Origin of the sequence: Tenacibaculum pacificus, from assembly GCF_027941775.1 — a bacterium.
Classification (GTDB): domain Bacteria; phylum Bacteroidota; class Bacteroidia; order Flavobacteriales; family Flavobacteriaceae; genus Polaribacter; species Polaribacter pacificus_A.
Window position 1 is genome coordinate 1,729,167 of sequence record NZ_CP115917.1, and the last position, 26,194, is coordinate 1,755,360.

Consider the following 26,194-nt stretch of genomic DNA (forward strand, 5'->3'; position numbering starts at 1 on the left):
ATAGTTTTGCCAACTAACCAAAACTTATATCATGAAAAAAAGTAAACTATGGATTCTTTCAGGAATCCTTTTCTTATCACAACTTGTAAATGCTCAAATAGTAAACATACCTGATATTAACTTTAAAAATACCTTATTAACGGGTCCTAATTCAGGAATTGACACTAATAATGATGGGCAAATTCAAGTAACTGAAGCTACTGCATATACATCTCCTATTGATGTTACTTCTAAAAACATTAACAATCTTACGGGTATTGAAGCTTTTGTTAATATTCCTATTTTAGCTTGTGGAGGTAACAATTTAACAACTCTTAATCTTACTCAAAATATTAATTTAGAAAGATTATTCTGTATGAATAATCAAATAAAAAAATTAGTATTAAGTAATAATACTAAACTAACATTACTTTACGCTTATAATAATAATTTAAACACTTTAAATATAGCGAATAGTAATAATAATAACGTGAGTACTTTTCATATTATTAATAATCCTGATTTAAAATGTATTAAAATTGATAGTAACTTTACCCCACCTAGTTCTTGGGTTAAAGATGCAGTTGCTAGTTATAGTCTTTATCCTTGTCCGCTTACAGCTACTCCTATAAAATATCTTTATACTCCAATGTTAACTGTTCTTGATGGATTTCAAAAAATAACCTCAGCTACAAATGTTAATATACCCGATGCTAATTTTAAAAATGCTTTATTAAACAACAATCCTGTTATTGATATCAATAATGATGGAGAAATTCAAGTAAGTGAAGCAAATGCTTACGGACCTTATTTAAACGTAGGAAATAAAAACATTAGTAATTTAACTGGTATTGAAGCTTTTGTAAACTTAACAACCTTAGCATATGCAGGTAATAATTTAACATCATTAAATGTTAATCAGAATACAAACCTTGAGTTTTTATTTTGTGCTTATAATCCTCTTAAAAAGTTATCATTAAAATACAATACTAAATTAGAAAACTTAAGTAGCTGGAATTGTAATAATCTTGAATCTATTGATATAGCAAATGGAAATAATAATATTATAACTAACTTTAATGTTATTAATAATCCGAAGCTAAAATGTATTAAAATTGATAACGGTTTTGTTCCTTCAAATAGTACATGGTCTAAAGATACAATGGCTCGTTATAGTTTTTATACTTGTCCGCTTACGGCTGCAACTCCTGATAAAACTATTTTATCAAATATAGAACCTTTAGGAGGATATAAAATAAATATACACCCTAATCCTACTACTGATTACTTAAATATTACTAGTAATGAAAAAAGTGATATTAAAACAGTTGAAGTATATACAACAACAGGAAATAAGGTGATAGAATCTAATTTAAATGAAATAAATGTTTCTAAATTAGAAAAAGGAATTTATCATTTAAAAATGACTGATAGTAATAATCAAACTACATTTAAAAAATTTATAAAAAACTAATATAAATTTACAATGCCAAATAAAACCATAATATTTTATATTATGGTTTTATTTTTGTTCTATATTTACATCAAATTTAAATAAATAATTATGAAAAAGTATTATTCAATTTTATTAACATTTTTATGTTTTACTATTATTACATCGTGTAATGATGAAGAGGTTATCTCTGATAAAAATCCTGATGATGAAATTAACCAAACAGAAGAAACTGTTTTAAAAGCTGATACAGTAACTAAAAACTTATTAATAGAAGGTGCTGAATTAAAAGCTGGAACTCCACCTGCTTCAAATGGTAATATTTCTTTTTCAGTAAAAGAAACTGAACAATCTGCTTTTTTAAATAAAGGTTTTAAGATTGGTATAACTACCAATGATAATTTTGACGGAGCTTATATATTAGTAAAATCTACTGATAATGAAAAAGCTGATAGTTATTTTGATATTCCTAATACACCACCTTCTTACAACAAAAAAAACACAAAAACTAAAAGTAGATTTTCTTCTAAAAAAATAAAAACCAATTTTGAAGATAATGAAATTGAAGTAAATTTCACTAATAATATACAGCCTGGTAAATTCTGTTATTTTGTTTGTATTTATAACAACCAAGGTTATGTTAGTGCTCCTACCGAAGTTTGTGTAGAAGTTGAAGCTTGGGGTGGTAATACGGCATTAGTTGGAACATGGAATTTCAGTAAAGAAATAAAAACAATAGAAAACAAAACAAAAACTATTCTTTTAAATCAAGAAGACTGTGATGAAGGGTATATTTATTGTGGTAATCAAAAGGAACTAGTAGTAGATAATGCTTATTGTCATACAATAAAATCTCTACCACTTACTTTTAATGCAGATGGAACTTACGAGTTTGAAAATAAAGTTAATAGCAAAAATTTAGATTACAATGCTTCAATGGAAGCATGTAGTGCTATTATCAAAAATGAAGAAACTACGTATCAATCAAAAGGAAATTGGGCTTATAACGAAGATGAAGATAAACTAACATTAGTTGAATTTGAATATATAGAAGATATAAACGGTACTATAAACAAAAAAACATATGTAAATGGAGAACTTTCTATTGTCGGTCTTACAACATTTACTAACTCTGAATTAATTATTACTGATGAATATACTGATGAAAATTATAATGAAGAAGGTAATATAGAAGTTATAACTGAAAAATTAGAATACTTTTTTACTAAACAGTAATTAACATTTAAAATATAATTTAAAACCATGGTGTAAATACATCATGGTTTTTTTATTTTTACAATATGACAAAAATTCTTATTACTGGTGGTACAGGTTTAGTTGGAAAACAACTACAACAAGTTTTTAAAAAACAAAATATTGAAGTTGTAATATTAACAAGAAATCCTAAACAAGAAAATGAATTTAAATGGGATATCAATCAAAAGTATATTGATGAAAAAGCTTTTGAAAACATTACACATATTATTCATTTAGCAGGTGCAGGAATTGCAGATAAGCGTTGGACAATTACACGTAAAAAAGAACTAATTAATAGTCGAGTAGATTCTGCAAACTTACTATTTGAAAAAATAAAAGAATATAAAATACCTTTACAAGGGTTTATATCAGCTTCAGGAATTGGATATTATGGAGCTATTACTTCGGATAAAATATATTCTGAAAATGATACACCACATAATGATTTTATTGCTAAAATTTGTATTGAATGGGAAAAGTCAGCAAATCAATTTAAACAATTAAATATTCCTGTAACTATTTTACGAACAGGTATAGTACTTACTAAATTTGGTGGTGCATTACCAAAAATAAACACTCCATTGTTTTTAGCAGCTTTAGGTGATGGAAAACAATATATGCCATGGGTTCATATTGATGATTTATCTAATTTATATTTCAAAGCTATAACAGATAACAATTTTACAGGAATTTATAACGCAGTAGCACCAGAACATCAAACAAATAAAAACTTCACTAAAATACTATCTAAATCAATACATAAACCTATATTTCCACTTAATGCTCCTGCTTTTGTATTAAATATCGTTTTAGGTGAAATGTCTGATATACTACTAAAAGGTAGTCGAATTTCTTCAGAAAAAACAAAAAATGTTTATAAATTTCAATATCCTGATTTAAAAACAGCTTTAAAAAATATTTACAATGATAAATAATCAATTAAAAAATCCAGTTTGGTTTGCTTTAAATGAAACTCATAAAAAATACACTATTAATTATGATGGTCTACAATTTTATGATCCTAATATTTGCCCTTTCGGAGCTTTTATTGATAATAATAAAACTAAAAATGCTTTAAATAAGTATGCTAAATTAACAGATAGTTTTTTTTTAGTTTCAGAAAATGAAACTCCATTATTTGATGAAAATATTATTTCTTTAGATAAAAAAATTGAATGCTGTCAAATGATTTTAGACACTTTAATTGAAGTAGAAATTACTGAAGAAATTATACTTTTATCAGAAAAACATATTGATCAAATATATAATTTAGTTTGGTTAGTTATGCCTGGATACTTCAGGAAAAGAACTTTTGAAATGGGTAAATACTTTGGTGTTTTTAAAGATAATAAACTTGTTTCAATAGCTGGTCAGCGAATGCAAACTAATCATTTCATAGAAGTTAGTGCAGTAGTTACGCATCCAGAATATACTCGAAAAGGATTTTCAAAACAATTAACATATCATGTAACTAAAGATATTATAGCTCAAGAAAAACTACCTATTTTACATACTAATAAAGGTAATATTGCTATAAAAATGTATGAAAATTTAGGTTTTAAAATTACTCGAGATATGAATTGGTGGCATTTTACTAAAAAATAAAAGCTCGCAAATTGCGAGCTTTTAGATAAAAATTAATATTATTTTTTAAAAATCTTGATTTACATCCCAAGCTTCTAATATTTCTTTTAATGTTTTTATAAACATTCCACCTAATGCTCCGTTTACAACTCTATGGTCATAAGAATGTGCTACAATCATTCTTTGACGAATTCCTATAAAATCTCCTTCAGGAGTTTCAATAACAGCTGGTTTTTTAACGATAGCTCCTAAAGCTAAAATTGCTACCTGTGGTTGATTAATAATTGGTGTTCCTGTAATACTTCCAAAACTACCTACATTTGTTACCGTGTAAGTACCTCCTTGAATATCATCTGGCTTTAATTTATTTCCACGAGAACGATTTGCTAAATCATTTACTTGCTTTGTCATACCTACCAAACTCAATTGATCTGCGTTCTTAATTACTGGAACAATTAAATTCCCATCAGGTAAAGCTGCTGCCATTCCTAAATTAATGTTTCCTCTTTTGATAATTTTATCGCCATCAATAGCAATATTAATCATCGGATGTTTTTTAATTGTTTGCGCAACTGCTTGCATAAAAATTGGCGTAAAAGTTAACTTTTCACCTTCTCTTTGTTGATACGAATTTTTAACTTTATTTCTCCAGTTAACAATATTTGTTACATCTATTTCAATAAAAGACTGTACATGTGCTGATGTTTGTATAGAATCAACCATATGTTTAGCTACTAATTTCCCCATACGAGTCATTTCAATAACTTCATCTTGTCCTCCTAAAGTAATTGGTGCTGCTTTTATTTTTGGTTTTTCAACTTTAACACTTACAGGTGTTGCAATAACTTCTGGTTGATTTTCTCTATTTTTTATATAAGATAAAATATCTGTTTTAGTAACTCTTCCTTCTTTTCCTGTTCCTTTTACAGTTTCTAATTCTTCAAAAGAAATTCCTTCTGATTTCGCTATATTTTTTACTAAAGGCGAATAAAAACGATCACTAGATGATGTATCAATAACACCTGAAACTACTTCATTTTTGATTGATTTAGCATCTTCAATTGTTTTTTCTACGGCAACAACAGCTTCTTTTATTTCTGATTTATCAGCAACAGATCCTTCTTCAGTTTCAATAATAGCCATCGTTTGCCCTACTTGAATAACGGCATCTTTATCGAATAAAATTTCCACTAAGGTTCCTTCAACTTCACTAGGCACTTCACTATCTACTTTATCTGTAGCTACTTCAACAACAGTATCATCAATATCAATAGTATCTCCAATTTGTTTAACCCAAGATGTAATCGTTGCTTCAGTAACACTTTCTCCCATTTTAGGTAACTTCAATTCGTATCTTGCCATAGTATAAATTTTTAAACGTTTGCGAAGTTACTAAAAACCTATCGCTTTTTATATTTTATAAGGTTAAAAAAATCTAAAAAAAATATTACAATTTGATTAATTCACAATTATAATACTTAAAAAATGATTTTAATCCAATAGTAAAGATCAAAATAGTATTTAATATATGAATTCATCAAAATTAAATCATTAAGTTACTCTGTTTTAAAATACTAATTTACTTATACCCAATCTTTAGGATTTGCTAAAACAGCCAATAATTTAGCTTCTTCACTTCCTTCTTCTGGATGATGATTATATTTCCATTGAACAACAGGAGGCAAACTCATTAAAATACTTTCTATACGTCCGTTTGTTTTTAATCCAAATAATGTACCTCTATCGTGTACTAAATTAAACTCAACATAACGACCTCTTCTAACTTCTTGCCAGTCTTTCTGTTCTTTATTATAGGTAATATCTTTTCTTTTTTCTACAATTGGCACATACGATTCTAAAAAGCTATTTCCAACTTCAGTTACAAAGTTGTATCTATCTTCAATTGAAAACTCTGGAGTTTCTTTTAAATAATCAAAAAACAAACCTCCTATTCCACGAGCTTCATCTCTGTGATTATTCCAAAAATAGGTATCACAAGTTTCTTTAAACTTCGGATAAAACTCACCATTATGAGTATCACATGCTTTTTTACAAACAGTATGAAAATGAGTAGCATCTTCATCAAATAAATAATAAGGTGTTAAATCTTGACCACCACCAAACCATTGTGTAACAATATTTCCTTCGCCGTCATACATTTCAAAATAACGCCAATTAGCGTGTACTGTTGGCACAAACGGATTTGTAGGATGTAAGACTAAGCTTAAACCACGTACAAAAAAATCGCCATTATCAACACCAAATTGTTTTCTTAAAGCTTCTGGTAACTCACCAAAAACTTTAGAAATATTAACACCACCTTTTTCAAAAATGGCACCATTTTCTATAACACGAGTTCTACCTCCACCACCTTCAGTTCTTTCCCATAAATCTTCAGCTGAAACTTTGCTTTTCCATCTACTGCTTCTAAATTAGTAGTAATCGTGTCTTGTAATTTCTGTATGTATGCGTAAAATTTATCTTTCATTTCTTTCTTATTCTATTACAAAAATACTTATTTTGATAGTTCTTTTAACTGAATTTTTTTAATAGTTTCGGTAGTTGCTGCTGTTACCGATAAAGGTAAAACTAAAATAACACCAATAAATGGCACTAATAAAAACAACATAAATACAATTCCGTTTCCTATTGTAATTCCTTTATTATCATTTACAAACTGAACACTTTCTTTGTACTTAAAATGACGTTCTAAAGTATAATCCATGTTTCCAAAACCTGCGTAATATGCTTGTACAATAAATAATAAAAATGTCGAAAAGATACCTATTACAGGTATTAAACTTAATAATAAAAGAGGGATTGTGTATAATAATTCTCGTGATAAATTTCGAATATTTATTCGAATTCCTCTAATTAATTGTTCTTGAAAAGATGTTTCTCTATGTGTATGATTTTCTCCTGTCATATAATCTTCTATTTTTTCTGAAACAGGACTCATAAAAGGAGCAGATAAAGCCATGATAATATGTTTATATAAAAGCAAACCAACTACAACAATTAATAAACCGCTAAAAAAAGTACTAATCATTTCAAATACATTTTTACCAAATTCCCACTTCCACATATTAGAAATAGTATGTCCTATTGTATCAGATAAACTATATGCTAATCCTCCAATTGCTATTGCTGTAAAAACACTTATTAATATCGGAATTCTAAAATATTTCCATAACTTAAGTTTAGATATTAATTTAAATGCTCCAAAATAAGCACGTATTCCTTTTAAGATATTCTTAATCATATTATTATTTTTTAACTAAAAAAACCTCTTTCCGATAAGAAAGAGGTTTTTTTTATACTTTTATGAAAAAATTATTTAATTACAGCTTTAATAAAACTATCTAATTCTTCTTCGTTTACTTTATTTACTTCATCCCATCCAATACTTTTGGTTGGTGATAAAGCACCTCTTTTAAAGTCTAAAATTCGTTTATTATCAGTAATTAAATATGCTGATGGATAATCTAATTTATGAATAAAACCTGCTACTTTTAAAGAAGATTTATTTGGCATTTTTTCTTTAGAAGGAACTAAGAAAATTCTTTTATCAAGTTTCTCTGCCATTCTTTTTACACCTTTATCTAAATCCCAAAAAAGCGTGATAAATTTCACTTTTCCATCGTACTTTTCTACCATTTTATTCAATGCTGGTATTTCCCCCCAACAAGGTGCGCACCATGTAGCTGCGGCAAGTAAAACAATAGGAGTTTCTATATCTTTAGTACTAATTGTTTCTCCATTTATTGAAGTAAAATCATAATTAGAAATATACTTATCTTTAATACAATTGTACACTACATCATCTAACATTGATGCATCGCCGCTTGCATTTGTAATACAATCATCAACAATATCTTTATAATATATTCTCTTCTGAGAAAAACTTTTAGTGACTAACAACAGTGTTAAAAAAAGCAATAATTTATTCATTTTTCAATAATTTAAGGGGGGATTAAATTAATACTTATACTCCTTTACCGCATCTATAAATGCTTTTGCATTTTCGACGGGAATGTTTGGCAAAATCCCATGCCCCAAGTTAACAATATATTTATCTTTACCAAAATCATTTATCATTTGGTGTACCATTTTTTTAATTTCAGCTGGTGGAGACAATAATCTAGACGGGTCAAAGTTACCTTGTAGTGTAATATTACCACCTGTTAAATAACGTGCATTTCTTGCTGAACAAGTCCAATCCACTCCTAAAGCTGATGCATTTGATTTTGCCATTTTATCTAAAGCAAACCAACATCCTTTACCAAAAGCAATAACTGGTGCATCATCTTTTAACGCTTCAATTATTTCGTTGATATATTGCCAGTGAAAATTCACTGATAATCTGTTGGCGATAACATACCTCCCCACGAATCAAAAATTTGAACAGCATCTACACCTGCTTTTACTTTTGCTTTTAAATAAGCAATGGTAGTCTCTGTTATCTTACTAAGCAATTGGTGTGCCAAAACTGGTTTTGTAAAACAAAATTCTTTTGCTTTATCAAAATTCTTAGACCCCTGACCTTGTACAACATAACATAAAATAGTCCATGGAGAACCTGCAAAACCAATTAAAGGAACTTCATCATTCAACTTTTCTTTGGTCGCTTTAATAGCCTGCATTACATAGTCTAATTCTATGTTTACATCAGGAACAACAACTGTATCTAATCCTTTTTGATCTCTAATCGGATTTGGTAAATAAGGACCAAAATCAGGTTTCATTTGCACCTCAATATTCATTGCCTGTGGAATCACTAAAATATCAGAAAATAAAATAGCTGCATCCATTCCAAACCTACGAATAGGCTGTACTGTAATTTCTGATGCTAATTCTGGAGTTTGGCAACGTGTAAAAAAATCGTATTTCTTTTTTATTACTTGAAATTCTGGTAAATAACGCCCAGCTTGACGCATCATCCATACTGGAGGACGTTCTACAGTTTCTCCTTTTAATGCTCTTAAAAATAAATCGTTTTTTATCATTTTATAACTTTTTACTATTCTTAATATTTTAAAAATTAACGAATAGCTATTTTTTATTTACATTTTAGAAACAGCTTCCATTCCTTTATCAATGGCTTTTGAAATCTTTTCAATGTCTTTTTTTGTTAAAGCTGATGTTAAAAACCATGCTTCAAACTGTGATGGTGGTAAAAATACACCGTTTTTCATCATTGCCCAAAAGAAGGTTGCAAATTTCTTTGTATCTGATGTTTGTGCTTCTTTAAAATTAGTTACAGTAACATTTGTAAAAAATGGATTTACCATAGAACCAAATCTATTTACAGTAATATCTACTCCGTATTTTTTAGCTGATGCTAATAAAAATTCTTCAATAGTCTGAGCTATTTTATCAAATTTATCATACGGATTTTGCTTTTTTAATTCTTTTAAAGTAGCAATACCACCTGCCATAGCAACAGGATTACCACTTAAAGTTCCTGCCTGATACATTCCTCCTAAAGGCGCAACTTCTTGCATAATTTCATTACGAGCTCCGTAAGCTCCTACTGGAAAACCTCCTCCAATCACTTTTCCTAAACAAGTAATATCAGCTTCTACACCTAATAATTCTTGCGCTCCTCCAAATTTAGAACGGAAACCTGTCATAACCTCATCAACAATTAATAAAGCTCCTTTAGATTCTAAATATGATTTTAATTCCTTTAAAAAATTATTTTGAGGAATAACAACTCCCATATTACCTGCAATAGGCTCTAAAATAACTCCAGCAATATCATCATATTCTTCAAAATGTGCTTTTACACTTTCTAAATCATTATAATTAGCTATTAAAGTATTTTTTACAGCACCTTCAGGTACTCCTTTACTTCCTGGTAAACTTAAAGTTGCTAAACCAGAACCCGCTGCAACCAATAAAGCATCTTGATGCCCATGATAACAACCTGCAAATTTTATAATTTTATCTTTTCCTGTAAAAGCTCTTGCCAAACGGATTCCACTTAAAACAGCTTCTGTTCCTGAATTTACAAAACGAACTTTATCCATTCCAGGAAAAGCATCACAAACTATTTTAGCTAATTTAATTTCATTTTCAGTTGATGCTCCAAAAGAATACCCATTTTTCAATGCTTTTATAATAGCTTTTTGCACGTTTTTATGACGATGACCTAAAATCATTGGTCCGTAAGACAATACTAAATCTACATAAGTATTATTATCTACATCGGTAATTTTACTTCCTTTTGCTTTTTTGATAAATAAAGGATTTCCTCCTACTGAAGAAAATGCTCTTACTGGAGAATTTACAGCTCCAACAAGGTTTACCAATCCTTTTTTATATAATTTTTGTGATTTTTTAAATTCCATTTTTAATTATTTAAAAAGTGTATTCAAGTAGCTTTTATCATACAAAAATGTATCGAATTGTTTTTTAATTAACATTCCGATACATTTTTATTTATAGTTTACAATTTTACTTGAATCAACAATATATATTATTTTCTATTCAATACTCTTGCTGCTTCTTTGGCAAAATAAGTAATTATAATATCTGCTCCTGCTCTTTTCATCGACAATAAACTTTCCATCATTACTTTTTCGCCATCAATCCAACCTTTTTCAGCTGCTGCTTTTACCATAGAATATTCTCCACTTACATTATAACATGCAATTGGTCTATCAAAATTATTTTTTAAATCTCTAATAACATCTAAATAAGATAAAGCTGGTTTTACCATTAAAATATCTGCTCCTTCTTGATCATCAAAAGTAGCTTCACGCATACCTTCATCTCTGTTGGCAGCATCCATTTGATACGTTCTTCTATCACCAAAAGAAGGTGCAGAATCTACAGCTTCTCTAAAAGGTCCATAAAATGCTGATGCATATTTTACAGAGTATCCCATAATTGGTAAATTAGCAAAGCCTGTATTATCAAGAGATTCTCTCATCATGGCAATTGTTCCATCCATCATTCCTGAAGGCGCAACCATATCTGCTCCTGCTCTTGCATGCGAAACAGTTTGTTTTGCTATATTTACTAAAGTTGCATCATTATCAACATCATTATTATGAATAACGCCACAATGACCGTGTGATGTATATTCACAAAAACAAACATCAGTAATTACATATAAATCAGGATAATTCTTTTTGATAAAACGGATTGCTTGTTGCATAATTCCGTTATCATTCCATGTTTCTGTTCCTTCATCATCTTTCTTAGAAGGTATTCCGAATAATAAAACAGCAGGAATATTTAATTCGACAACCTCATCCAATTCTTTCGAAATTCTATCCAAAGAAAAACGTTTAATTCCAGGCATAGAACTTATTTCTGTTTCAATATTTTCACCTTCTTCAATAAATAAAGGGTAAATAAAATCATCCACAGATACTTTTGTTTCTCTAACTAATCTTCTGATTCCTTCTGTTTTCCTAAGTCTTCTTGTACGAAACATAAAATTATATTTTTATATAATAAAATACAGTCGAAAAGGTTTCTTAAAAAAACTATCGACTGCGTTTTATTTTATTTTTTTATTCTTGTATAAAATGTGAGTTCACTAATTGAAGAACACTTTCTACAGTTGGTAATTTAGCAACTTGTACATTTTCAAAATGTTTTCTTGCTTCTTTTGCGGTACTTTCACCAATACAAAAAGCCACTTTATCAGTGGTGTTTTCTTGCATATAACTTTCAACTGTCGATGGACTATAAAATAAAACACCATTTATAGTATCATCAACTTTAGATGAACTAAGTGTTGTTTTATAAGCCTCTACTTCGTTTACTGTAATTCCGTTTTCGTTTAAAGTATTTGGTAAAGTATCTAAACGTAAATCACTACAAAAATAAGTAGCTGATTGTCCTTTTATTTCAGTAGATAAATAAGCAGCTAATTTTGTAGCATTTCTTTCAGACTTTACTACTTTCCCGATTCTTTGCTCAATTAACTTTTTGGTTCTACGCCCAACACAATAAATATTTTTGAAATTTAATTCTTCCGAAGTAAATGAATTTGTAATTGCTTCTACACCATTTTGACTAGTGATAATTACATTTTCGATTTCATTTTTAACCACTTTAGGCGCTATTCTATTAAAACGAATTTTAATAAAATCACTATCTGCTACATCAATAGATGAATCAACTAATTCCTTTTGAATTTCAGATAATTTTTTGGTAGAATAAATAGCGAAATCTTTCTTTTCAACTACATTCTTTTCCATTAATTCTTTACCTCCTCTGTTGATTACATAATCAGCACAATCTTTTGCTAAAAAACGATGACGTCCTACTTTCGCATTTTTTGTTACTGATATTTTCTTTTTACCATCTTCACTTAATAATAAACCTTTAAAGTTTATTTCTTCAGTTTTAGGATCAACATAAGCTATAGCTCCTATTGGCGCAGTACAACCACCTTCTAATAAGTTTAAAAACTCACGTTCAATACCTACACAAAGTTGTGTTTCGTAATGATTTAATTGCTCACAAGCATCTTTAGAAAAGTCATTATCTCCTAAAACAGTAATCATAATAGCACCTTGAGCTGGTGCAGGAATCATCCAAGAAAGATTAATTGCTCCTTCTGGTCTTTTTCCTAATCTTTCTAATCCTGCGGCAGCGAAAATAGCACCGTCCCAATCATTTTCTTCTAATTTCTCTAAACGCGTATTTACGTTTCCTCGTAAACCAACTACTTCACGCGTAGGATAACGATTTAACCACTGTGCTCTTCTACGTAAACTACCCGTTGCAATAACACCATTTGGCTGTCCAAAAAACTCTTCGTTGTCTTTTAACACTAAAATATCATTGTAATTAGCACGTTTTAAAACAGCTCCTTGAATAATTCCTTCAGGTAAAACAGTAGGAACATCTTTTAAAGAATGTACTGCAATATCAATCTCACCACTTAACATGGCAAGATCTAAATTTTTAGTAAAAACGCCTGTAATTCCTAATTCACGCAAAGGCGTATCTAAATCAATATCTCCTGTCGATTTAATTGGAACTATCTCACATTCATATTCTAATTCCTCTAATTCTTTACGAACTTTGTTTGCTTGCCACATAGCCAATTGGCTATCTCGTGTACCTATTTTAATTGTCTTCTGCATGGATAGTTTCTAAATTTGACCCAAACACCTTTGCCATTACTTCTATACTATTATTGATAGAAGTTTCTTCAGCTTTTAAGTGTTTTACAAATTGTGTGGTTATTTTTTGAATAAATCTTGATGTGATTACTTCTGCCTGAGATTCGTCAAAATCTTTTATTTTCTTCTTATGAAAAGCAATTTCGTCGTGTTGAATTGTTAGTAGCGATTCTTTTAAAGCCATTATTGCAGGTGTAAACTTTCTATGGTTTAACCACTCTTTAAATTCGTCTTTATGTGTTTGTATAATTTTTTCGGCAGCGGGTATTTCTTGCTGACGAATAGCTAAAGTTTCATCTGTAATTTTTGATAATTCATCTACGTTAATCAAAGTTACGTTTGGTAAATCTGCAACTTCTTTCGATACATTAGCTGGCATTGATAAATCTAAAATTAAAAGTTCATTATTTGTTAAAACATGTTCTTTTTTAATAGTTGCTTCTGAAGCTCCTGTAGAAACAATTAATACATCTGTATTAGCTATTTCTTTATTTAAGTTTTCGTATTTTGCTTTTTTAATAGAAGGATGTTCTTTTACAAACTCCACAGCTTTTTCTTCGGTTCTATTAATTAAGCTTACCGATTTATTCTGAGTATATTCCGCTAAGTTCTTACAAGTATGTTTCCCCATTTTACCTAATCCAAAAACCAACATGTTTTTAGAATTATAACTAGGTAAATTTTTAATAAGATATTGAACCGCAGCATAAGAAACAGATGTTGTTCCTGAACTTAACTTTGTTTCATTTTTTACACGCTTACTAGCCTGCATTACATGATTTAGTAATCGCTCGAAATAAGCATTTACAGTTCCTACTTCTTTAGCTAATTTAAAAGCTTGTCGCAATTGACCTACAATTTCGTAATCGCCTAATATTTGGCTATCCAAACCTGTTCCCATTCTAAAGAGATGACGAATTGCTTCGTTATTCTTGTAAACGTTAGATACTTCTGCAAACTCTTGAATTGTTCCGTTAGAATATTTACATAACATGCTTATTAATTGAAAAGGATGGTCTGCAAAACCTGTAATTTCGGTTCTGTTACATGTTGATAATACAAAAATACCTTCAACTCCATTCAACTTAGCTTCTTCTAAAAGAGCCACTTGGTTTTCTTTAGAAATACTAAACTTCCCTCTAATAGTTGCATCAGCTTTTTTATAGCTAACTCCAATGTTATATAAATTCTGATTATGTTTATCCGCTGTCATTCAGTCTTCTTCAAATAAGGAGCTACAAAAATATAAAGATTAAATATAAAAAAATATCGCTCAAAGAACTTTTAATGTCGCTATCAGTTTTTTAACCTAAAAACATCTATAAAACACAGATAAAGTGTATTTTTGCAATGAAATCAGCTATGGAAGCTACTTTAATTTAGAGTCGTTCTAAATAAATTATTTTAATTTATATTTTAGTTTATGTCTAAAAACATCGCAGAAAGTACATTTAGAGAAGTCGTCTTAGAAAAAGGTTTTTTTGTCTTGAAATTTCAAAATAACACCAACGAAATTGAGTACTATAAAAGAGACATTGACAACTCTTATATACAGCTACATTATTGTGTAAAAGGAAATTGCAAGTTTCATTTTAATAACAACAGTTACACTTTTAATGTACTAGACAAGCATGTTATTTTCCTATATAACTCACAACAAAACTTACCAATAAATTTAGAAATACTACCAAAAACAGCCGTAGTTTCTGTTTTAATATCTATTGAAAAATTTCATGCGTTATTTTCAAAAGAAGCGAGTTACATTCCTTTTTTAAGCGATGATAACAAAAATAAAAAATATTACGACGATACCGAAATTGGTTCAAATACCTTAATGGCTTTGCAACAAATTTTAACAGCAAAAAATCATAGTTCGATGAAAGACCTTTATATTAAAGGAAAAACATACGAATTATTAAGTCTTCATTTTGATACTGGTGAAAATACCGAAAACGAATATTGTCCCTTTTTAGTAGATGATCGTGATATTCAAAAAATTAGACACGCCAAAGATATTATTATCGCCAGAATGAGCGAACCACCAACTTTGCAAGAACTAGCAACCGAAGTAGGTTTGAATTTAAAAAAATTAAAAGAAGGTTTTAAACAAATATATGGCGACACGGTTTACAGTTTTCTTTTTGATTATAAAATGGAACACGCTCGTAAACTTTTAGAAAGTAATAAATTTAATGTAAATGAAGTTGGTTTACAGGTTGGATACAGTACTTCTAGTCATTTTATCGCAGCTTTTAAAAAGAAATTTGGCACAACTCCAAAACAATATGTAATCTCTTTATTAGGAAATTAAATGAAACAATTAACTCATTACGACATCGAAAATAAGCAACAAACATTCCCAATAACTATTGTTTGTGATGCTATAAGAACTCCTGAAAATATTGGAATGTGTTTTCGCATTGCTGAAAGTTTTGGTGTTCAGAAAATATTTTTACACTGAAAACTCGCCTAGCATCGAAAATAGAAATGTAAAACGTACAGCTAGAAATACCATTACCCAAATTGAACACGAAGTTTATACTGATTTCAATGAAGTTATTAATCGATTAAAAAAAGAAGGAAATACTATTATAGGTATTGAAGTTGCTGATAAAAGTGTCGCACTTCAGAATTTCGATTTTTCATCAAAAGAAAAAATAGTACTACTTTTAGGAAGTGAAAGAAACGGCATAGAAAACATTAATAGTGTTGATGCCACTGTTGCTATACCAATGTACGGACGCAACTCATCAATGAATGTAATTCATAGTTTAAGCATTGCTTTATACGAAACAACAAATCAATTAAATAAAAATTATAAATAGCGTGATTTAATCTTTTCAAAAAAGATAAAAAACTCAATATATAATAATGACCAAATAAATAAAAAGATGAAAGGAGCTTTATTAGTAAACTTAGGATCACCTGAAAGTACAGATCCAAAGGATGTTAAAAAATATTTAGGTGAATTTTTAATGGACGAACGTGTAATTGATGTTCCTTATTGGTTTCGTTCATTTTTAGTCAAAGGAATTATTTTAAACACACGTCCTAAAAAATCGGCGGCAGCTTACAAAAAGATCTGGTGGAAAGACGGTTCTCCTTTAATTGTATTATCAGAAAGATTACAAAAAAAGGTTCAAGAAAAAACTGAATTACCTGTTGCTTTAGCTATGCGATACGGTACAATGACCATCAAAAAAGGATTACAAGAATTACATGATAAAGGTGTTACCGAAGTTATGTTAATTCCTTTATATCCTCAATTTGCAATGGCTACTACTGAAACTATCGTTGTTTTAGCCGAAGAATTAAGAAAAGAGTTTTTTCCTGATATGAAAATTACCGATGTTCCTGCTTTTTATCAAAAACCAGAATACATCAAAGCTTTATCAAATAGTATTAAAGATTATTTAGCGGATAAAGATTATGACCATATATTATTCTCTTATCACGGAGTTCCTGAGCGTCATATTCGTAAATCTGACATTACAAAAAGCCATTGTAAAATAGATGGAAGTTGTTGTAATACGCCATCAAAAGCACATGAATTTTGTTATCGTCATCAATGTTTTCAAACAACAAAAAATGTAATATCAGAATTAGGTTTAGATGAAAATACGGTTTCAACCTCTTTTCAATCTCGTTTAGGAGTTGATCCTTGGCTACAACCTTACACAGACAGAACTATTGTTAGTAAAGCTGAAAAAGATGGTATTAAAAAACTTGCTATTGTAACACCTGCTTTTGTTTCTGATTGTTTAGAAACTTTAGAAGAAATTGCAATGGAAGGTAAAGAAGAATTTTTAGAAGCTGGTGGTGAAGAATTCTATACAGTACCTTGCATTAACGATAATGAAGAATGGGTTGCTGTTTTAGCAGGATGGATTAACAACTGAAAATAAGCATAATAAGCCTAGGTTATTCTATTTTATTGTGTATATTCGCTTGAAATTATATCAAAAGAAAACAATGAAAAATTTAAAAAAAATTGCTGCAGTAGTTGCTATTGCTGCTGTATCTGTAGGAAGTATTAGTGCTCAAAAGAAAGTTGGAACTTTTGGAGGTTTAACTCAAAAAGATCTTGGTTTCAAAAAAATTAGAGTACCTTATACTGATGTAGTTTCTTACAAAGGTTTTGTAAAGCCAGGTAACGAAGACGAAGTTAAAGACGGAAAGAAATTCTATTATTTATATGTTTGGGTTCCTGCTGTTGCTCCTGAATTAGGTGTAAGAATGGTTTCTCCTATAGGAAAAAACAAACCTAAAAATGCAATTGTATCTTCTGATTTTGAAGCAAACAAAAAATCTAAAGATTATTTTGACACTTACATTACTTTAGAACGTTCAGATATTTTTACTAAAGGATCTGTTACTGAAGGTAAAGTTAAAAATGCAAACTGGCATACCCTTGCTAAAAATGATGATAGTAGTGAAATGCCTAAATTACCTAGTGGATCTAAGTATAACTCATTATTAAGATATAAAAGTGAAACTGGAAATCCTTTAAAAGCTATTACTACTGGTTTATACAGAATAGGTTTTACAACTTATAAAAAAGGAGAAGTAAAAGGTACATTTTTAGCTCAAATTGCAGCGCCTGTAAAATTACCAGGAGTTCTTGTTGCTAAGTCTATTGCTGAATTAAAAAAGCAAATGTAATTTTTTATTTTAAAAGCATTAAATTTGAGGTCTTAAAACATAAAATTTTAAGACCTCATTTTTTTTATTATGGATTTTTTATACATTAAAGCTTTACATATTATTTTTATTGTCACTTGGTTTGCTGGCTTATTTTATATTGGTCGTTTATTTATTTATCACGTAGAGGCAGAAAAAAAAGACGAACCTGCCAAATCAATTTTACAAACACAATATAAGTTAATGTCAAAACGTTTATGGTATATAATTACCTGGCCGTCATTATTTTTAGCTAGTTTTTTTGCCTTTTGGATGCTTTGGATAAATCCTATCTATTTAGAAATGCCTTGGATGCATATTAAATTATCATTTGTTTTAGCCTTGTATTTTTATCACGGATTTTGTCATAAAATATATAAAGAATTACAACGTGATGAAATTAATTACACACCAACAAAGTTGAGGATTTTTAATGAAGCTCCAACAGTTATTTTATTTGCAGTTGTTTTTTTAGTTGTTTTAAAAGACAGTCTTAATTGGATTTGGGGAGTTGTAGGTATTATACTTTTTGGAGTATTACTTATGATTGGTATTCGTTTCTACAAAAAATTAAGAGCCAAAAAATCTTGGGATAAACAAGAAAAAGACTTAACGAAAGAAGATAAAAAATTAGATAATAAATTCTACTTTCGCAACTATAAAACCCCGATTATATTATGAAAAAATTATTCTTATTAATTATTACAGCTATTTTAGTAATTTCACGCGAATCTAAAAGCGATGAATTACCAAATAATCCTGAAGAACCAGAAAATACTAAAGATTTAATTATAGGTACTTGGAAACTTATTCAAAAAAATGGAGAAAAAATAACTGATAGTTGTGAAAAGAAAGATACGTATATCTTTAACGAAGATACCTCTTATACTTTTGATGATTACAATACAATAGATGGTTCTTGTAGTAAAAACGAATCAAAATCATTCAAAGGTATTTGGCTTAACAACAATAATAAAACATACAATATCAGAATACATGGATATACTGGTAATGGTGCAGACTATAATATAACCTTTACTCAAAGTAACCAATACTTAACCTTTGAAAACAACGGTTTAACCTACGAAAGACAATAAATAAAAAAAGCGAAGTTTTTAAACTTCACTTTTTTTATTATGTTTTAATACTACCCTTTTATTGATTGCTCAAAAGGAATACGGTTTACAATACTTCTACCTAATGTAACCTCATCAGCATATTCTAACTCATCACCAACAGAAATTCCACGAGCAATTGTAGATGTTGTTATATTACAGTTTTCAATTTGCTTATAAATATAAAAATTAGTGGTATCTCCTTCCATTGTTGAACTTAATGCAAAAATCAACTCTTTTATTTCACATTTTTTCACTTTAGTTACTAAAGATTCTATCTGTAAATTTTGAGGTCCAACACCTTCAATAGGTGAAATTTTACCTCCTAACACATGATAAACCCCTCTAAATTGTGCTGTATTTTCAATAGCCATAACATCACGAATATCTTCAACAACACATACAATGTCAGAATTTCTATTCGGATTATTACATATTTCACACAAAGTCGTATCTGAAATATTATGACATTTAGTACATGATTTTACATCATTTCGCAAACCTGTTAAAGCAGCTGTTAAATAACCTGTATTTTCAATCGGTTGTTTTAATAAATGTAATACCAAACGAAGCGCAGTTCGCTTACCAATACCAGGTAATCGGCTAACCTCATTTACTGCGTTCTCTAATAATTTTGAAGAAAAATCCATGCCGCGAATTTACAATTTTTCAAGTAGCTATCAATATACTGTTTCATATAAAAAAAGTATCTTCGTAGCACTAACAAAATATACAATTCATAATGAGTTCAGAAATAAGAAACTTAGAACCTAAAGCTGTTTGGAATAATTTTGCAGATTTAAACGCTGTACCACGTCCATCAAAAAAAGAAGAAAGAGTAATTCAATTTATGGTAGATTTTGGTAAAAACCTAAATTTAGAAACTATAGTTGACAAAGTTGGTAACGTAATTATTCGTAAACCTGCTTCTTCAGGGATGGAAAACCGTAAAGCTATTGTGATGCAAAGTCACTTAGATATGGTACATCAAAAAAATTCTGATACTGTTTTTGATTTTGATACAGAAGGAATTAAAATGTTTGTTGATGGAGATTGGGTAAGAGCTGAAGGAACTACTTTAGGTGCCGATAACGGTTTAGGTGTAGCATCAATTATGGCTGTTTTAGAAGCTAACGATATTCCACATCCTGCTATTGAAGCTTTATTTACTATTGATGAAGAAACTGGTATGACTGGTGCAATGGGTTTAGAAGGTGATATCTTAAATGGTGAAATCTTATTAAATTTAGATACCGAAGATGATGACGAAATTAGTATGGGTTGTGCTGGTGGTGTAGATGTTACTGCTACAAGAACATATACTGAAGAAGTTACTCCTGAAAATACAACTGCTTTTAAAATTGCTATTACAGGTTTAAAAGGAGGTCATTCAGGAATGGATATTATTAAAGGATTAGGTAATGCCAACAAAATAATGAATCGTTTATTATTTGATGGTTTTACAAACTTTGGTTTACGTGTTTCCGATATAAACGGAGGTAGTTTACGTAATGCTATTCCTCGTGAAAGTTTTTCAACTGTAGTTGTTGATAGTATTTCTAAAGAAGTTTTCTTATTTGAAACTCAACAATTAATAAATACGATTAAAGCTGAATTTTCAAAAATAGAAGTTAATTTATCAATTAAATTAGAAGAAGTTGAAGCTCCTAAACACGTTATGGACTTAGGTGTTCAAGAAGGATTTATCAAATCAATGTACACAGCTTTAAATGGTGTATATCGTATGAGTCCTGATATTGAAGGATTAGTAGAAACATCTAACAATATTGCTCGTGTTACCGCTAAAGAAGGAAAAATAAGAATCGCTTGTTTAACTCGTTCTTCTTCTGAAAGTAATAAATGGGATTTAGCAAACTCAATGCGTTCTGCTTATGAATTAGCAGGTTTTGATGTTGAATTTTCTGGTTCATATCCTGGTTGGTTACCTAACTTAGATTCTGAAATTTTAAAAATAGTTGAAAAATTATATGTAGAATTACATAATGAACAGCCAAATGTAGCAGCTTGTCATGCTGGTTTAGAATGTGGACTTTTAGGACAGAATTATCCTGAAATGGACATGATTTCTTTCGGACCAAACATTAGAGGACCACACTCTCCTGATGAATGTGCACAAATTTCATCAACACAAAAATATTGGAAATTTTTATTAGAAATTTTAAAGAATATTCCTAGTAAAAATTAATTATCAATAAAAAAATAAAAAACCACAACAAGTAAAGTTGTGGTTTTTTTTATAAATTAGCTTGCTATAAATAATTTATTTAAACTGATAATTAAATGAAATACAAATTATTACACTTAATTTTTATTCCTTATTTAATCTTTTCTCAAGAATTACCAGAAAAAGAACATTATACTTATTTTGATGAAATAATAAATTTACAAAATACAGATTTAAGTAACGGAGTATTCCATAAGGAAAAATACAGAACCATAAACGGAAATCATCACTATTATAAAGTAAATAAATTTTTCTTAGGTAAAGTACACTATAATAATGATGTTTTCTCCAATACTTTAATAAAATACGATCTAAATAATGATAATATTATTATTAAAATAAGTAACTCAAGCTATTTAATTTTTATTTTAAAAAAGAGCTTAGTAAAAAAATTCACGATAGATAATGATATATTTATTAACATAGCGGACTATGGTTATAGTCAAATATTGATAGATAAAAAACCTATCAAACTTTACAAAAAAAATTTAATTAACAGTTATGAAAAATTAAATAAAAAATTCAGTTATACTAAATTTGTAAACAAATCTAAATACTTTATAAATTATAATAGTGAATATTTTTATGTTCTAAAAAAGAAAAATTTAATAAAAAAAATACCTCAACAAAAAAAAATAATATCTGAATTTTATCTTTTAAATAAAAAATTAGCAAAAAATAATTCAGACTTATTTTTTACTAAACTTATAAATCTATTGAATAATAACGTTAATAATGCTAAATAATGAAAAAATCGATACTACTACTCTCTTTTTTTCTAAATTTAAGTATCTATTCTCAAAAAGAAAGCGGAAATTTAAAAATTGAAATAAACAATCTTAATAAAGAACAAATCATAAACCTTTTAGAAGAAAAAACAGATTACCATTTTTTTTATATTAATAGTTGGCTAGATAATAGAAGAATCTCTAAAAACTTTAATAATACCTCTATTACAAATATTTTAGATTATATACTTAACGATACTGCAATCAACTACTATATTACAAATGATAAAAAAATTATACTAACATATGGTAATTTAATATCTAATAGTATTTATGATAATTTTGATATAGATGATTCATTATCTTTTGTCAAAAAAAGAAAATACCTGTTTTTATAAAAAACAACCAAGATATTAATGATTTTATTAAAATAGGTAAAGAAGAGCAAGTAGAACAAAAAAACTTCAAATTATCTGGATACATCGTAAATGGAAATACTAAAAAACCTATTGAAGGTGTTACTATTTTAGAAAGAAATAAAAATAAATCAACTACAAGTAATAAAAAAGGATACTATAACATAGTACTTCCCTATGGAAAAAACAATATTGAAACGTTATTACAAGGCTATAGTAAACTCTATAAAAATATAATTTTATACAATGATGGTTCTTTGAACATATCTCTTATGGAGCAAGATGAACAACTTGATGAAATTACTATAAATACAAGTAAAAAGAACAATATAAAAGAAATAATATCTGGAATTACTCAATTAAATATAGCTGAGATAAAAAACATTCCTTTAGTATTAGGAGAAAGAGATATATTAAAGGTCGCAACTACTTTACCTGGTATAAAATCAGCAGGTGAAGGTTCTGAAGGAGTAAATGTTAGAGGTGGAAAAGTAGACCAAAACTTATTTCTATTAGATGATGGTGTACTGTATAACCCAAATCATTTTTTAGGATTATTTTCTGCTATCAACCCATTTACAACAGAAAGTTTAAAAATATACAAAGGAAACATACCCGCTGAATATGGAGGTCGAATTTCCTCTGTTTTTAACATTGAAAACAAAAGATGCAAGTATCCAAAAATTTAAAGGTGAAGCTTCTATTGGGCCTATAACAGGTAATTTAACTATAGAAACACCTATTTTAAAAGAAAAATCAGGATTACTTATTGCTGCAAGAACTACTTATTCCGATTGGATTTTAAAATCTTTAAATAATAAAAAGCTAAATAAAAGTAGCGCTTCTTTTATTGATTTATTAGCTAAATATAATCATAAAATTAACAAAAAAAATTCTATAAAAATTACAAGTTACTATAGTAATGATAAATATCAAATAGCCTCTGATACAACAAATTCTTACGGTAATAATATAATTTCATTAAATTGGCATCATAAATTTAATGATAAAAATGATGCTAATTTAATTTTAGCAGCTAGTAGTTATAAATTTAATCTAGATTACAACAGTAAAGATATAAGTAAAAATTTTAATTTAAATTATAGTATAAGAGAAGTTAATGCTAAATTAAAATTTAAATACGCCTTATCTAAAAAACATAATATTAAATACGGAGTATCATCTAAGTTATATAATATTTCACCTGGAGTTCTTCAATTTAAAGATGATAATTCTCTAATCGAAAATCGTCAAATAGATAAAGAAAAAGGTTTAGAAAATGCACTTTTCTTGTCTAATAAATTCATCGTTAATAAAAAATTATCTTTAGATATTGGACTTCGTTATTCTCAATTTTTAACTCTTGGTAAAGCTACTCAGAATTTTTATACAGCTAACTCTATCATCGATGAAAGTTCACTTATGGTTACAAAGAAATATAAAGAAAATGAAGTTATTCAAAATTATAATGGATTAGAATATCGATTATCAGCTAGGTATTTATTGGGAGATAATTTATCATTAAAAGCTAGTTATAATAAAACTTTTCAATATATACATAGACTTAATAATAATACAACAGCTACACCTATAGATACTTGGAGATTATCAAACATTAATATTTCACCTCAAGAAGGAAATCAAATCTCATTCGGTTTATTTAAAAACCTTAATGATTATGAATTCAGTTTTGAGACTTATTTTAAAAAATATAAAAATATTTTAAATTATAAAATTGGAGCTAATTTTCTATTAAATGAAAATATAGAAACAGAGGTTTTACAAGGTCCTGGTAAATCTTATGGTATAGAATTCCTTATTAAAAAGAAATTAGGTAAATTAAATGGATGGATAGGATATAATTACTCTAGATCTTTACTAAAACTTGATAGTTCTTTTAATGAAGAAAAAATTAATAACGGTAATTTTTTCCCTACTAATTATGACAAACCTCACGATTTCACTACCGTTTTAAACTATAAAATTACAAAAAGATATAGTATCTCTACAAATTTCATATATCAAACAGGTAATCCTGTAACATATCCTACAGGAAAATATAAATACCTAGATTCTGAATACTTATTATATAGTGACAGGAATAAATTTAGAATACCAAACTATTACAGATTAGACCTTGGTATTAACATTGAAGGAAATCATAAAATTAAAAAACTTGCACACAGTTTTTGGAATATTTCAATTTATAACGTTTTGGGCAGAAATAACCCTAAATCTATATTTTTTAATACAAATAATCAAGGTAAAGTACTAGCTTATAAAAGCTCTATTTTTTCATATCCTATTCCAACTATTACCTATAATTTTAAATTCTAAATTATGAAACATTATAGAACATCTATCTATTATATTTTATTAATACTAATTACAATAAATTGTACTGAACCTTTTAGTTTAAATACATTAAACTTTGAAAACATTTTAGTTGTTGAAGCATCAATAACCGATGAATTTAAAATTCAACAAATAAAGCTATCAAGAACTACTAATATAGAATCTGATGATACAAAACATGAATCAGATGCAACTATTTTTATTATTAATAATGAAAATAAAAAATATAATTTTATAGAAGAAAATAAAGGTATTTATAAATCTGTAGATAAATTTTCTTTAGAAAAAGATAAATCCTATACATTAAAAATAAAAACTAGCAATGGAAATACGTATACTTCTAGTTCCGAAAAGTTAGCTGGAAAAGCTAAAATAGACAAAATAATAAATACTACTGAAAAAAATAAATTCAATGAAAGTATTGTAAAATTGATGGTTAATAGTACTGGTGATAATGAAGCTAAATACTACCGTTATGAATATGAAGAAACTTATAAAATAGTAGCACCTTACTGGTCACCTAACAAACTTATAGTTAACCCTGCTCCTCCTAAACCTATTGGATACGATTTTTTCATCATAGTACCTAAAGAAAATAACAATAATAGAGTATGCTATAAGACCGTACGTTCTACCAGTATACAACAAATAGAAACGAATTCTCTTGTTAAAAACAAAATTATTGAATTACCAATACGCTATATCAACGAGTTTAATCATATTATTTCACACAGATATAGTATATTAATAAAACAATATGTTCAAAACTTTAATGCTTATAATTACTTTAAAACATTAAAAAAATTATCAAATAATGAAAATGTGTTTACTGATACGCAAAAAGGCTTTGTAAAAGGTAACATCGAAAATGAAAATTCAACAAATGAGAAAGTAATTGGTTATTTTGAAGTTTCTACAGTTTTTAAAAAAAGAATCTTTTTTGATTATTCCGAATTAGTTACTGACCCTGTTTCAAATGATAATAGTTTACCATTTCCTATAATTTGTAAAACATTTACTTATCCCTTAATATTAGAAGATGATGAAAGAAAAATTAGAAATAATTTTTACTTTAATAAGTTAATAAATGGTTCTTTGACGTTCTACAAAAAAAACGAATTAGATCTTACAGGAAATAATCGTTATGTAACAGTTTCTAAAGCCTGTGGAGATTGTACTATATTTGGTAGCAATATAAAACCTTCTTTTTGGATAGATTAATAAATTAAT

General features: G+C 28.1%; 25 protein-coding genes and 3 pseudogenes. 18 read left to right on the top strand and 10 right to left on the bottom strand.

Going from position 1 to position 26,194, the window contains the following annotated elements:
* The first annotated feature begins 31 nt into the window (after nt 1-31).
* The 4 genes from PG913_RS07735 to PG913_RS07750 all read left to right on the top strand — a co-directional run bounded on the left by PG913_RS07735 (nt 32) and on the right by PG913_RS07750 (nt 4,294).
* The gene (locus PG913_RS07735; protein ID WP_271230231.1) at nt 32-1,453 is read left to right on the top strand and encodes a T9SS type A sorting domain-containing protein; all 1,422 of its coding nucleotides are present in this window, start codon (nt 32-34) and stop codon (nt 1,451-1,453) included.
* Nucleotides 1,454-1,543: 90 nt separating this feature from the next.
* The gene (locus tag PG913_RS07740) at nt 1,544-2,668 is read left to right on the top strand and encodes a hypothetical protein (RefSeq protein ID WP_271230232.1); all 1,125 of its coding nucleotides are present in this window, start codon (nt 1,544-1,546) and stop codon (nt 2,666-2,668) included.
* A 65-nt stretch (nt 2,669-2,733) separates the two neighbouring features.
* Entirely contained in the window at nt 2,734-3,624 is an 891-nt protein-coding gene (locus PG913_RS07745; protein WP_271230233.1) for a TIGR01777 family oxidoreductase, read from the top strand.
* Nucleotides 3,614-4,294: a GNAT family N-acetyltransferase gene (locus tag PG913_RS07750; RefSeq protein WP_271230234.1), complete on the top strand. Its 681-nt coding sequence runs from the start codon at nt 3,614-3,616 to the stop codon at nt 4,292-4,294. The genes PG913_RS07745 and PG913_RS07750 overlap by 11 nt, the downstream gene beginning before the upstream one ends.
* Nucleotides 4,295-4,339: 45 nt before the next feature.
* On the opposite strand, the gene PG913_RS07755 is transcribed toward PG913_RS07750, so the two are convergent.
* The 9 genes and pseudogenes from PG913_RS07755 to hemA all read right to left on the bottom strand — a co-directional run bounded on the left by PG913_RS07755 (nt 4,340) and on the right by hemA (nt 14,638).
* The gene (locus PG913_RS07755) at nt 4,340-5,635 is read right to left on the bottom strand and encodes a dihydrolipoamide acetyltransferase family protein (RefSeq protein ID WP_271230235.1); all 1,296 of its coding nucleotides are present in this window, start codon (nt 5,633-5,635) and stop codon (nt 4,340-4,342) included.
* Between the two features lie 221 nt (nt 5,636-5,856).
* Nucleotides 5,857-6,761 (bottom strand): annotated as a pseudogene (gene hemF, locus PG913_RS07760) (oxygen-dependent coproporphyrinogen oxidase).
* A gap of 27 nt (nt 6,762-6,788) precedes the next feature.
* A complete protein-coding gene (locus PG913_RS07765) occupies nt 6,789-7,535 on the bottom strand; it encodes an EI24 domain-containing protein (protein WP_271230236.1) in 747 nt (248 codons plus the stop codon).
* Nucleotides 7,536-7,606: 71 nt separating this feature from the next.
* The gene (locus tag PG913_RS07770) at nt 7,607-8,224 is read right to left on the bottom strand and encodes a TlpA family protein disulfide reductase (protein ID WP_271230237.1); all 618 of its coding nucleotides are present in this window, start codon (nt 8,222-8,224) and stop codon (nt 7,607-7,609) included.
* A 27-nt stretch (nt 8,225-8,251) separates the two neighbouring features.
* Nucleotides 8,252-9,279: pseudogene (hemE, locus tag PG913_RS07775) on the bottom strand (uroporphyrinogen decarboxylase).
* 57 nt (nt 9,280-9,336) lie between these two features.
* Nucleotides 9,337-10,626: a glutamate-1-semialdehyde 2,1-aminomutase gene (gene hemL, locus PG913_RS07780; protein ID WP_271230238.1), complete on the bottom strand. Its 1,290-nt coding sequence runs from the start codon at nt 10,624-10,626 to the stop codon at nt 9,337-9,339.
* 128 nt (nt 10,627-10,754) lie between these two features.
* Entirely contained in the window at nt 10,755-11,720 is a 966-nt protein-coding gene (gene hemB / locus PG913_RS07785; RefSeq protein ID WP_271230239.1) for a porphobilinogen synthase, read from the bottom strand.
* A gap of 79 nt (nt 11,721-11,799) precedes the next feature.
* Nucleotides 11,800-13,386: a hydroxymethylbilane synthase gene (gene hemC, locus PG913_RS07790; protein ID WP_271230240.1), complete on the bottom strand. Its 1,587-nt coding sequence runs from the start codon at nt 13,384-13,386 to the stop codon at nt 11,800-11,802.
* Nucleotides 13,370-14,638: a glutamyl-tRNA reductase gene (hemA, locus tag PG913_RS07795; protein WP_271230241.1), complete on the bottom strand. Its 1,269-nt coding sequence runs from the start codon at nt 14,636-14,638 to the stop codon at nt 13,370-13,372. Before hemA ends, hemC begins: the two co-directional genes overlap by 17 nt.
* Before the next feature lie 210 nt (nt 14,639-14,848).
* Between hemA and PG913_RS07800 the strand changes: the two genes are divergently transcribed.
* The 7 genes from PG913_RS07800 (at nt 14,849) to PG913_RS07830 (ending at nt 19,202) form a co-directional block, all read left to right on the top strand.
* The gene (locus PG913_RS07800) at nt 14,849-15,736 is read left to right on the top strand and encodes a helix-turn-helix domain-containing protein (protein ID WP_271230242.1); all 888 of its coding nucleotides are present in this window, start codon (nt 14,849-14,851) and stop codon (nt 15,734-15,736) included.
* Nucleotides 15,737-15,886, top strand: coding sequence for an RNA methyltransferase (locus PG913_RS07805; protein ID WP_271230243.1), 150 nt, complete (start codon nt 15,737-15,739; stop codon nt 15,884-15,886).
* Nucleotides 15,861-16,250 (top strand): TrmH family RNA methyltransferase, encoded by a 390-nt coding sequence (locus PG913_RS07810; protein WP_271230244.1) that lies wholly within the window; start codon nt 15,861-15,863, stop codon nt 16,248-16,250. The genes PG913_RS07805 and PG913_RS07810 overlap by 26 nt, the downstream gene beginning before the upstream one ends.
* A 66-nt stretch (nt 16,251-16,316) precedes the next feature.
* On the top strand, nt 16,317-17,324 hold the full coding sequence (gene hemH, locus PG913_RS07815; RefSeq protein ID WP_271230245.1) for a ferrochelatase: 1,008 nt from the start codon (nt 16,317-16,319) through the stop codon (nt 17,322-17,324).
* A 73-nt stretch (nt 17,325-17,397) separates the two neighbouring features.
* Nucleotides 17,398-18,087, top strand: a complete 690-nt coding sequence (locus tag PG913_RS07820; protein ID WP_271230246.1) for a Lipl32 family lipoprotein — start codon at nt 17,398-17,400, stop codon at nt 18,085-18,087.
* Between the two features lie 69 nt (nt 18,088-18,156).
* Nucleotides 18,157-18,786, top strand: coding sequence for a CopD family protein (locus tag PG913_RS07825; protein ID WP_271230247.1), 630 nt, complete (start codon nt 18,157-18,159; stop codon nt 18,784-18,786).
* Nucleotides 18,783-19,202, top strand: a complete 420-nt coding sequence (locus PG913_RS07830; protein ID WP_271230248.1) for a lipocalin family protein — start codon at nt 18,783-18,785, stop codon at nt 19,200-19,202. The genes PG913_RS07825 and PG913_RS07830 overlap by 4 nt, the downstream gene beginning before the upstream one ends.
* A gap of 50 nt (nt 19,203-19,252) precedes the next feature.
* Here the strand turns inward: PG913_RS07830 and recR are convergent, their stop codons facing one another.
* A complete protein-coding gene (recR, locus tag PG913_RS07835) occupies nt 19,253-19,870 on the bottom strand; it encodes a recombination mediator RecR (RefSeq protein WP_271230249.1) in 618 nt (205 codons plus the stop codon).
* A 92-nt stretch (nt 19,871-19,962) separates the two neighbouring features.
* Between recR and PG913_RS07840 the strand changes: the two genes are divergently transcribed.
* The 7 genes and pseudogenes from PG913_RS07840 to PG913_RS07870 all read left to right on the top strand — a co-directional run bounded on the left by PG913_RS07840 (nt 19,963) and on the right by PG913_RS07870 (nt 26,185).
* Complete coding sequence (locus tag PG913_RS07840) at nt 19,963-21,426, top strand: aminoacyl-histidine dipeptidase (RefSeq protein WP_271230250.1); 1,464 nt, start codon at nt 19,963-19,965, stop codon at nt 21,424-21,426.
* Nucleotides 21,427-21,521: 95 nt separating this feature from the next.
* A complete protein-coding gene (locus tag PG913_RS07845; protein WP_271230251.1) occupies nt 21,522-22,211 on the top strand; it encodes a hypothetical protein in 690 nt (229 codons plus the stop codon).
* Complete coding sequence (locus tag PG913_RS07850) at nt 22,211-22,591, top strand: hypothetical protein (RefSeq protein ID WP_271230252.1); 381 nt, start codon at nt 22,211-22,213, stop codon at nt 22,589-22,591. Before PG913_RS07845 ends, PG913_RS07850 begins: the two co-directional genes overlap by 1 nt.
* Nucleotides 22,592-22,716: 125 nt before the next feature.
* A pseudogene (locus PG913_RS07855) lies at nt 22,717-22,854 on the top strand (hypothetical protein); the annotation flags it as partial.
* A 27-nt stretch (nt 22,855-22,881) separates the two neighbouring features.
* On the top strand, nt 22,882-23,298 hold the full coding sequence (locus tag PG913_RS07860; RefSeq protein WP_271230253.1) for a Plug domain-containing protein: 417 nt from the start codon (nt 22,882-22,884) through the stop codon (nt 23,296-23,298).
* The gene (locus tag PG913_RS07865; protein WP_271230254.1) at nt 23,264-24,946 is read left to right on the top strand and encodes a TonB-dependent receptor plug domain-containing protein; all 1,683 of its coding nucleotides are present in this window, start codon (nt 23,264-23,266) and stop codon (nt 24,944-24,946) included. Before PG913_RS07860 ends, PG913_RS07865 begins: the two co-directional genes overlap by 35 nt.
* A 3-nt stretch (nt 24,947-24,949) precedes the next feature.
* Nucleotides 24,950-26,185 carry a DUF4249 domain-containing protein gene (locus PG913_RS07870; RefSeq protein WP_271230255.1) on the top strand — a complete coding sequence of 412 codons (1,236 nt, stop codon included), beginning with the start codon at nt 24,950-24,952 and terminating at the stop codon, nt 26,183-26,185.
* Nucleotides 26,186-26,194 lie beyond the last annotated feature (9 nt).

What these genes read in the sequence shown, in the direction of transcription:
- PG913_RS07735 (WP_271230231.1), top strand. Translation starts at nt 32, where the DNA reads ATGAAAAAAAGTAAACTATGGATTCTTTCAGGAATCCTTTTCTTATCA.
- PG913_RS07740 (WP_271230232.1), top strand. Translation starts at nt 1,544, where the DNA reads ATGAAAAAGTATTATTCAATTTTATTAACATTTTTATGTTTTACTATT.
- PG913_RS07745 (WP_271230233.1), top strand. Translation starts at nt 2,734, where the DNA reads ATGACAAAAATTCTTATTACTGGTGGTACAGGTTTAGTTGGAAAACAA.
- PG913_RS07750 (WP_271230234.1), top strand. Translation starts at nt 3,614, where the DNA reads ATGATAAATAATCAATTAAAAAATCCAGTTTGGTTTGCTTTAAATGAA.
- PG913_RS07755 (WP_271230235.1), bottom strand. Translation starts at nt 5,635, where the DNA reads ATGGCAAGATACGAATTGAAGTTACCTAAAATGGGAGAAAGTGTTACT.
- PG913_RS07765 (WP_271230236.1), bottom strand. Translation starts at nt 7,535, where the DNA reads ATGATTAAGAATATCTTAAAAGGAATACGTGCTTATTTTGGAGCATTT.
- PG913_RS07770 (WP_271230237.1), bottom strand. Translation starts at nt 8,224, where the DNA reads ATGAATAAATTATTGCTTTTTTTAACACTGTTGTTAGTCACTAAAAGT.
- hemL (WP_271230238.1), bottom strand. Translation starts at nt 10,626, where the DNA reads ATGGAATTTAAAAAATCACAAAAATTATATAAAAAAGGATTGGTAAAC.
- hemB (WP_271230239.1), bottom strand. Translation starts at nt 11,720, where the DNA reads ATGTTTCGTACAAGAAGACTTAGGAAAACAGAAGGAATCAGAAGATTA.
- hemC (WP_271230240.1), bottom strand. Translation starts at nt 13,386, where the DNA reads ATGCAGAAGACAATTAAAATAGGTACACGAGATAGCCAATTGGCTATG.
- hemA (WP_271230241.1), bottom strand. Translation starts at nt 14,638, where the DNA reads ATGACAGCGGATAAACATAATCAGAATTTATATAACATTGGAGTTAGC.
- PG913_RS07800 (WP_271230242.1), top strand. Translation starts at nt 14,849, where the DNA reads ATGTCTAAAAACATCGCAGAAAGTACATTTAGAGAAGTCGTCTTAGAA.
- PG913_RS07805 (WP_271230243.1), top strand. Translation starts at nt 15,737, where the DNA reads ATGAAACAATTAACTCATTACGACATCGAAAATAAGCAACAAACATTC.
- hemH (WP_271230245.1), top strand. Translation starts at nt 16,317, where the DNA reads ATGAAAGGAGCTTTATTAGTAAACTTAGGATCACCTGAAAGTACAGAT.
- PG913_RS07820 (WP_271230246.1), top strand. Translation starts at nt 17,398, where the DNA reads ATGAAAAATTTAAAAAAAATTGCTGCAGTAGTTGCTATTGCTGCTGTA.
- PG913_RS07825 (WP_271230247.1), top strand. Translation starts at nt 18,157, where the DNA reads ATGGATTTTTTATACATTAAAGCTTTACATATTATTTTTATTGTCACT.
- PG913_RS07830 (WP_271230248.1), top strand. Translation starts at nt 18,783, where the DNA reads ATGAAAAAATTATTCTTATTAATTATTACAGCTATTTTAGTAATTTCA.
- recR (WP_271230249.1), bottom strand. Translation starts at nt 19,870, where the DNA reads ATGGATTTTTCTTCAAAATTATTAGAGAACGCAGTAAATGAGGTTAGC.
- PG913_RS07840 (WP_271230250.1), top strand. Translation starts at nt 19,963, where the DNA reads ATGAGTTCAGAAATAAGAAACTTAGAACCTAAAGCTGTTTGGAATAAT.
- PG913_RS07845 (WP_271230251.1), top strand. Translation starts at nt 21,522, where the DNA reads ATGAAATACAAATTATTACACTTAATTTTTATTCCTTATTTAATCTTT.
- PG913_RS07850 (WP_271230252.1), top strand. Translation starts at nt 22,211, where the DNA reads ATGAAAAAATCGATACTACTACTCTCTTTTTTTCTAAATTTAAGTATC.
- PG913_RS07860 (WP_271230253.1), top strand. Translation starts at nt 22,882, where the DNA reads ATGGAGCAAGATGAACAACTTGATGAAATTACTATAAATACAAGTAAA.
- PG913_RS07870 (WP_271230255.1), top strand. Translation starts at nt 24,950, where the DNA reads ATGAAACATTATAGAACATCTATCTATTATATTTTATTAATACTAATT.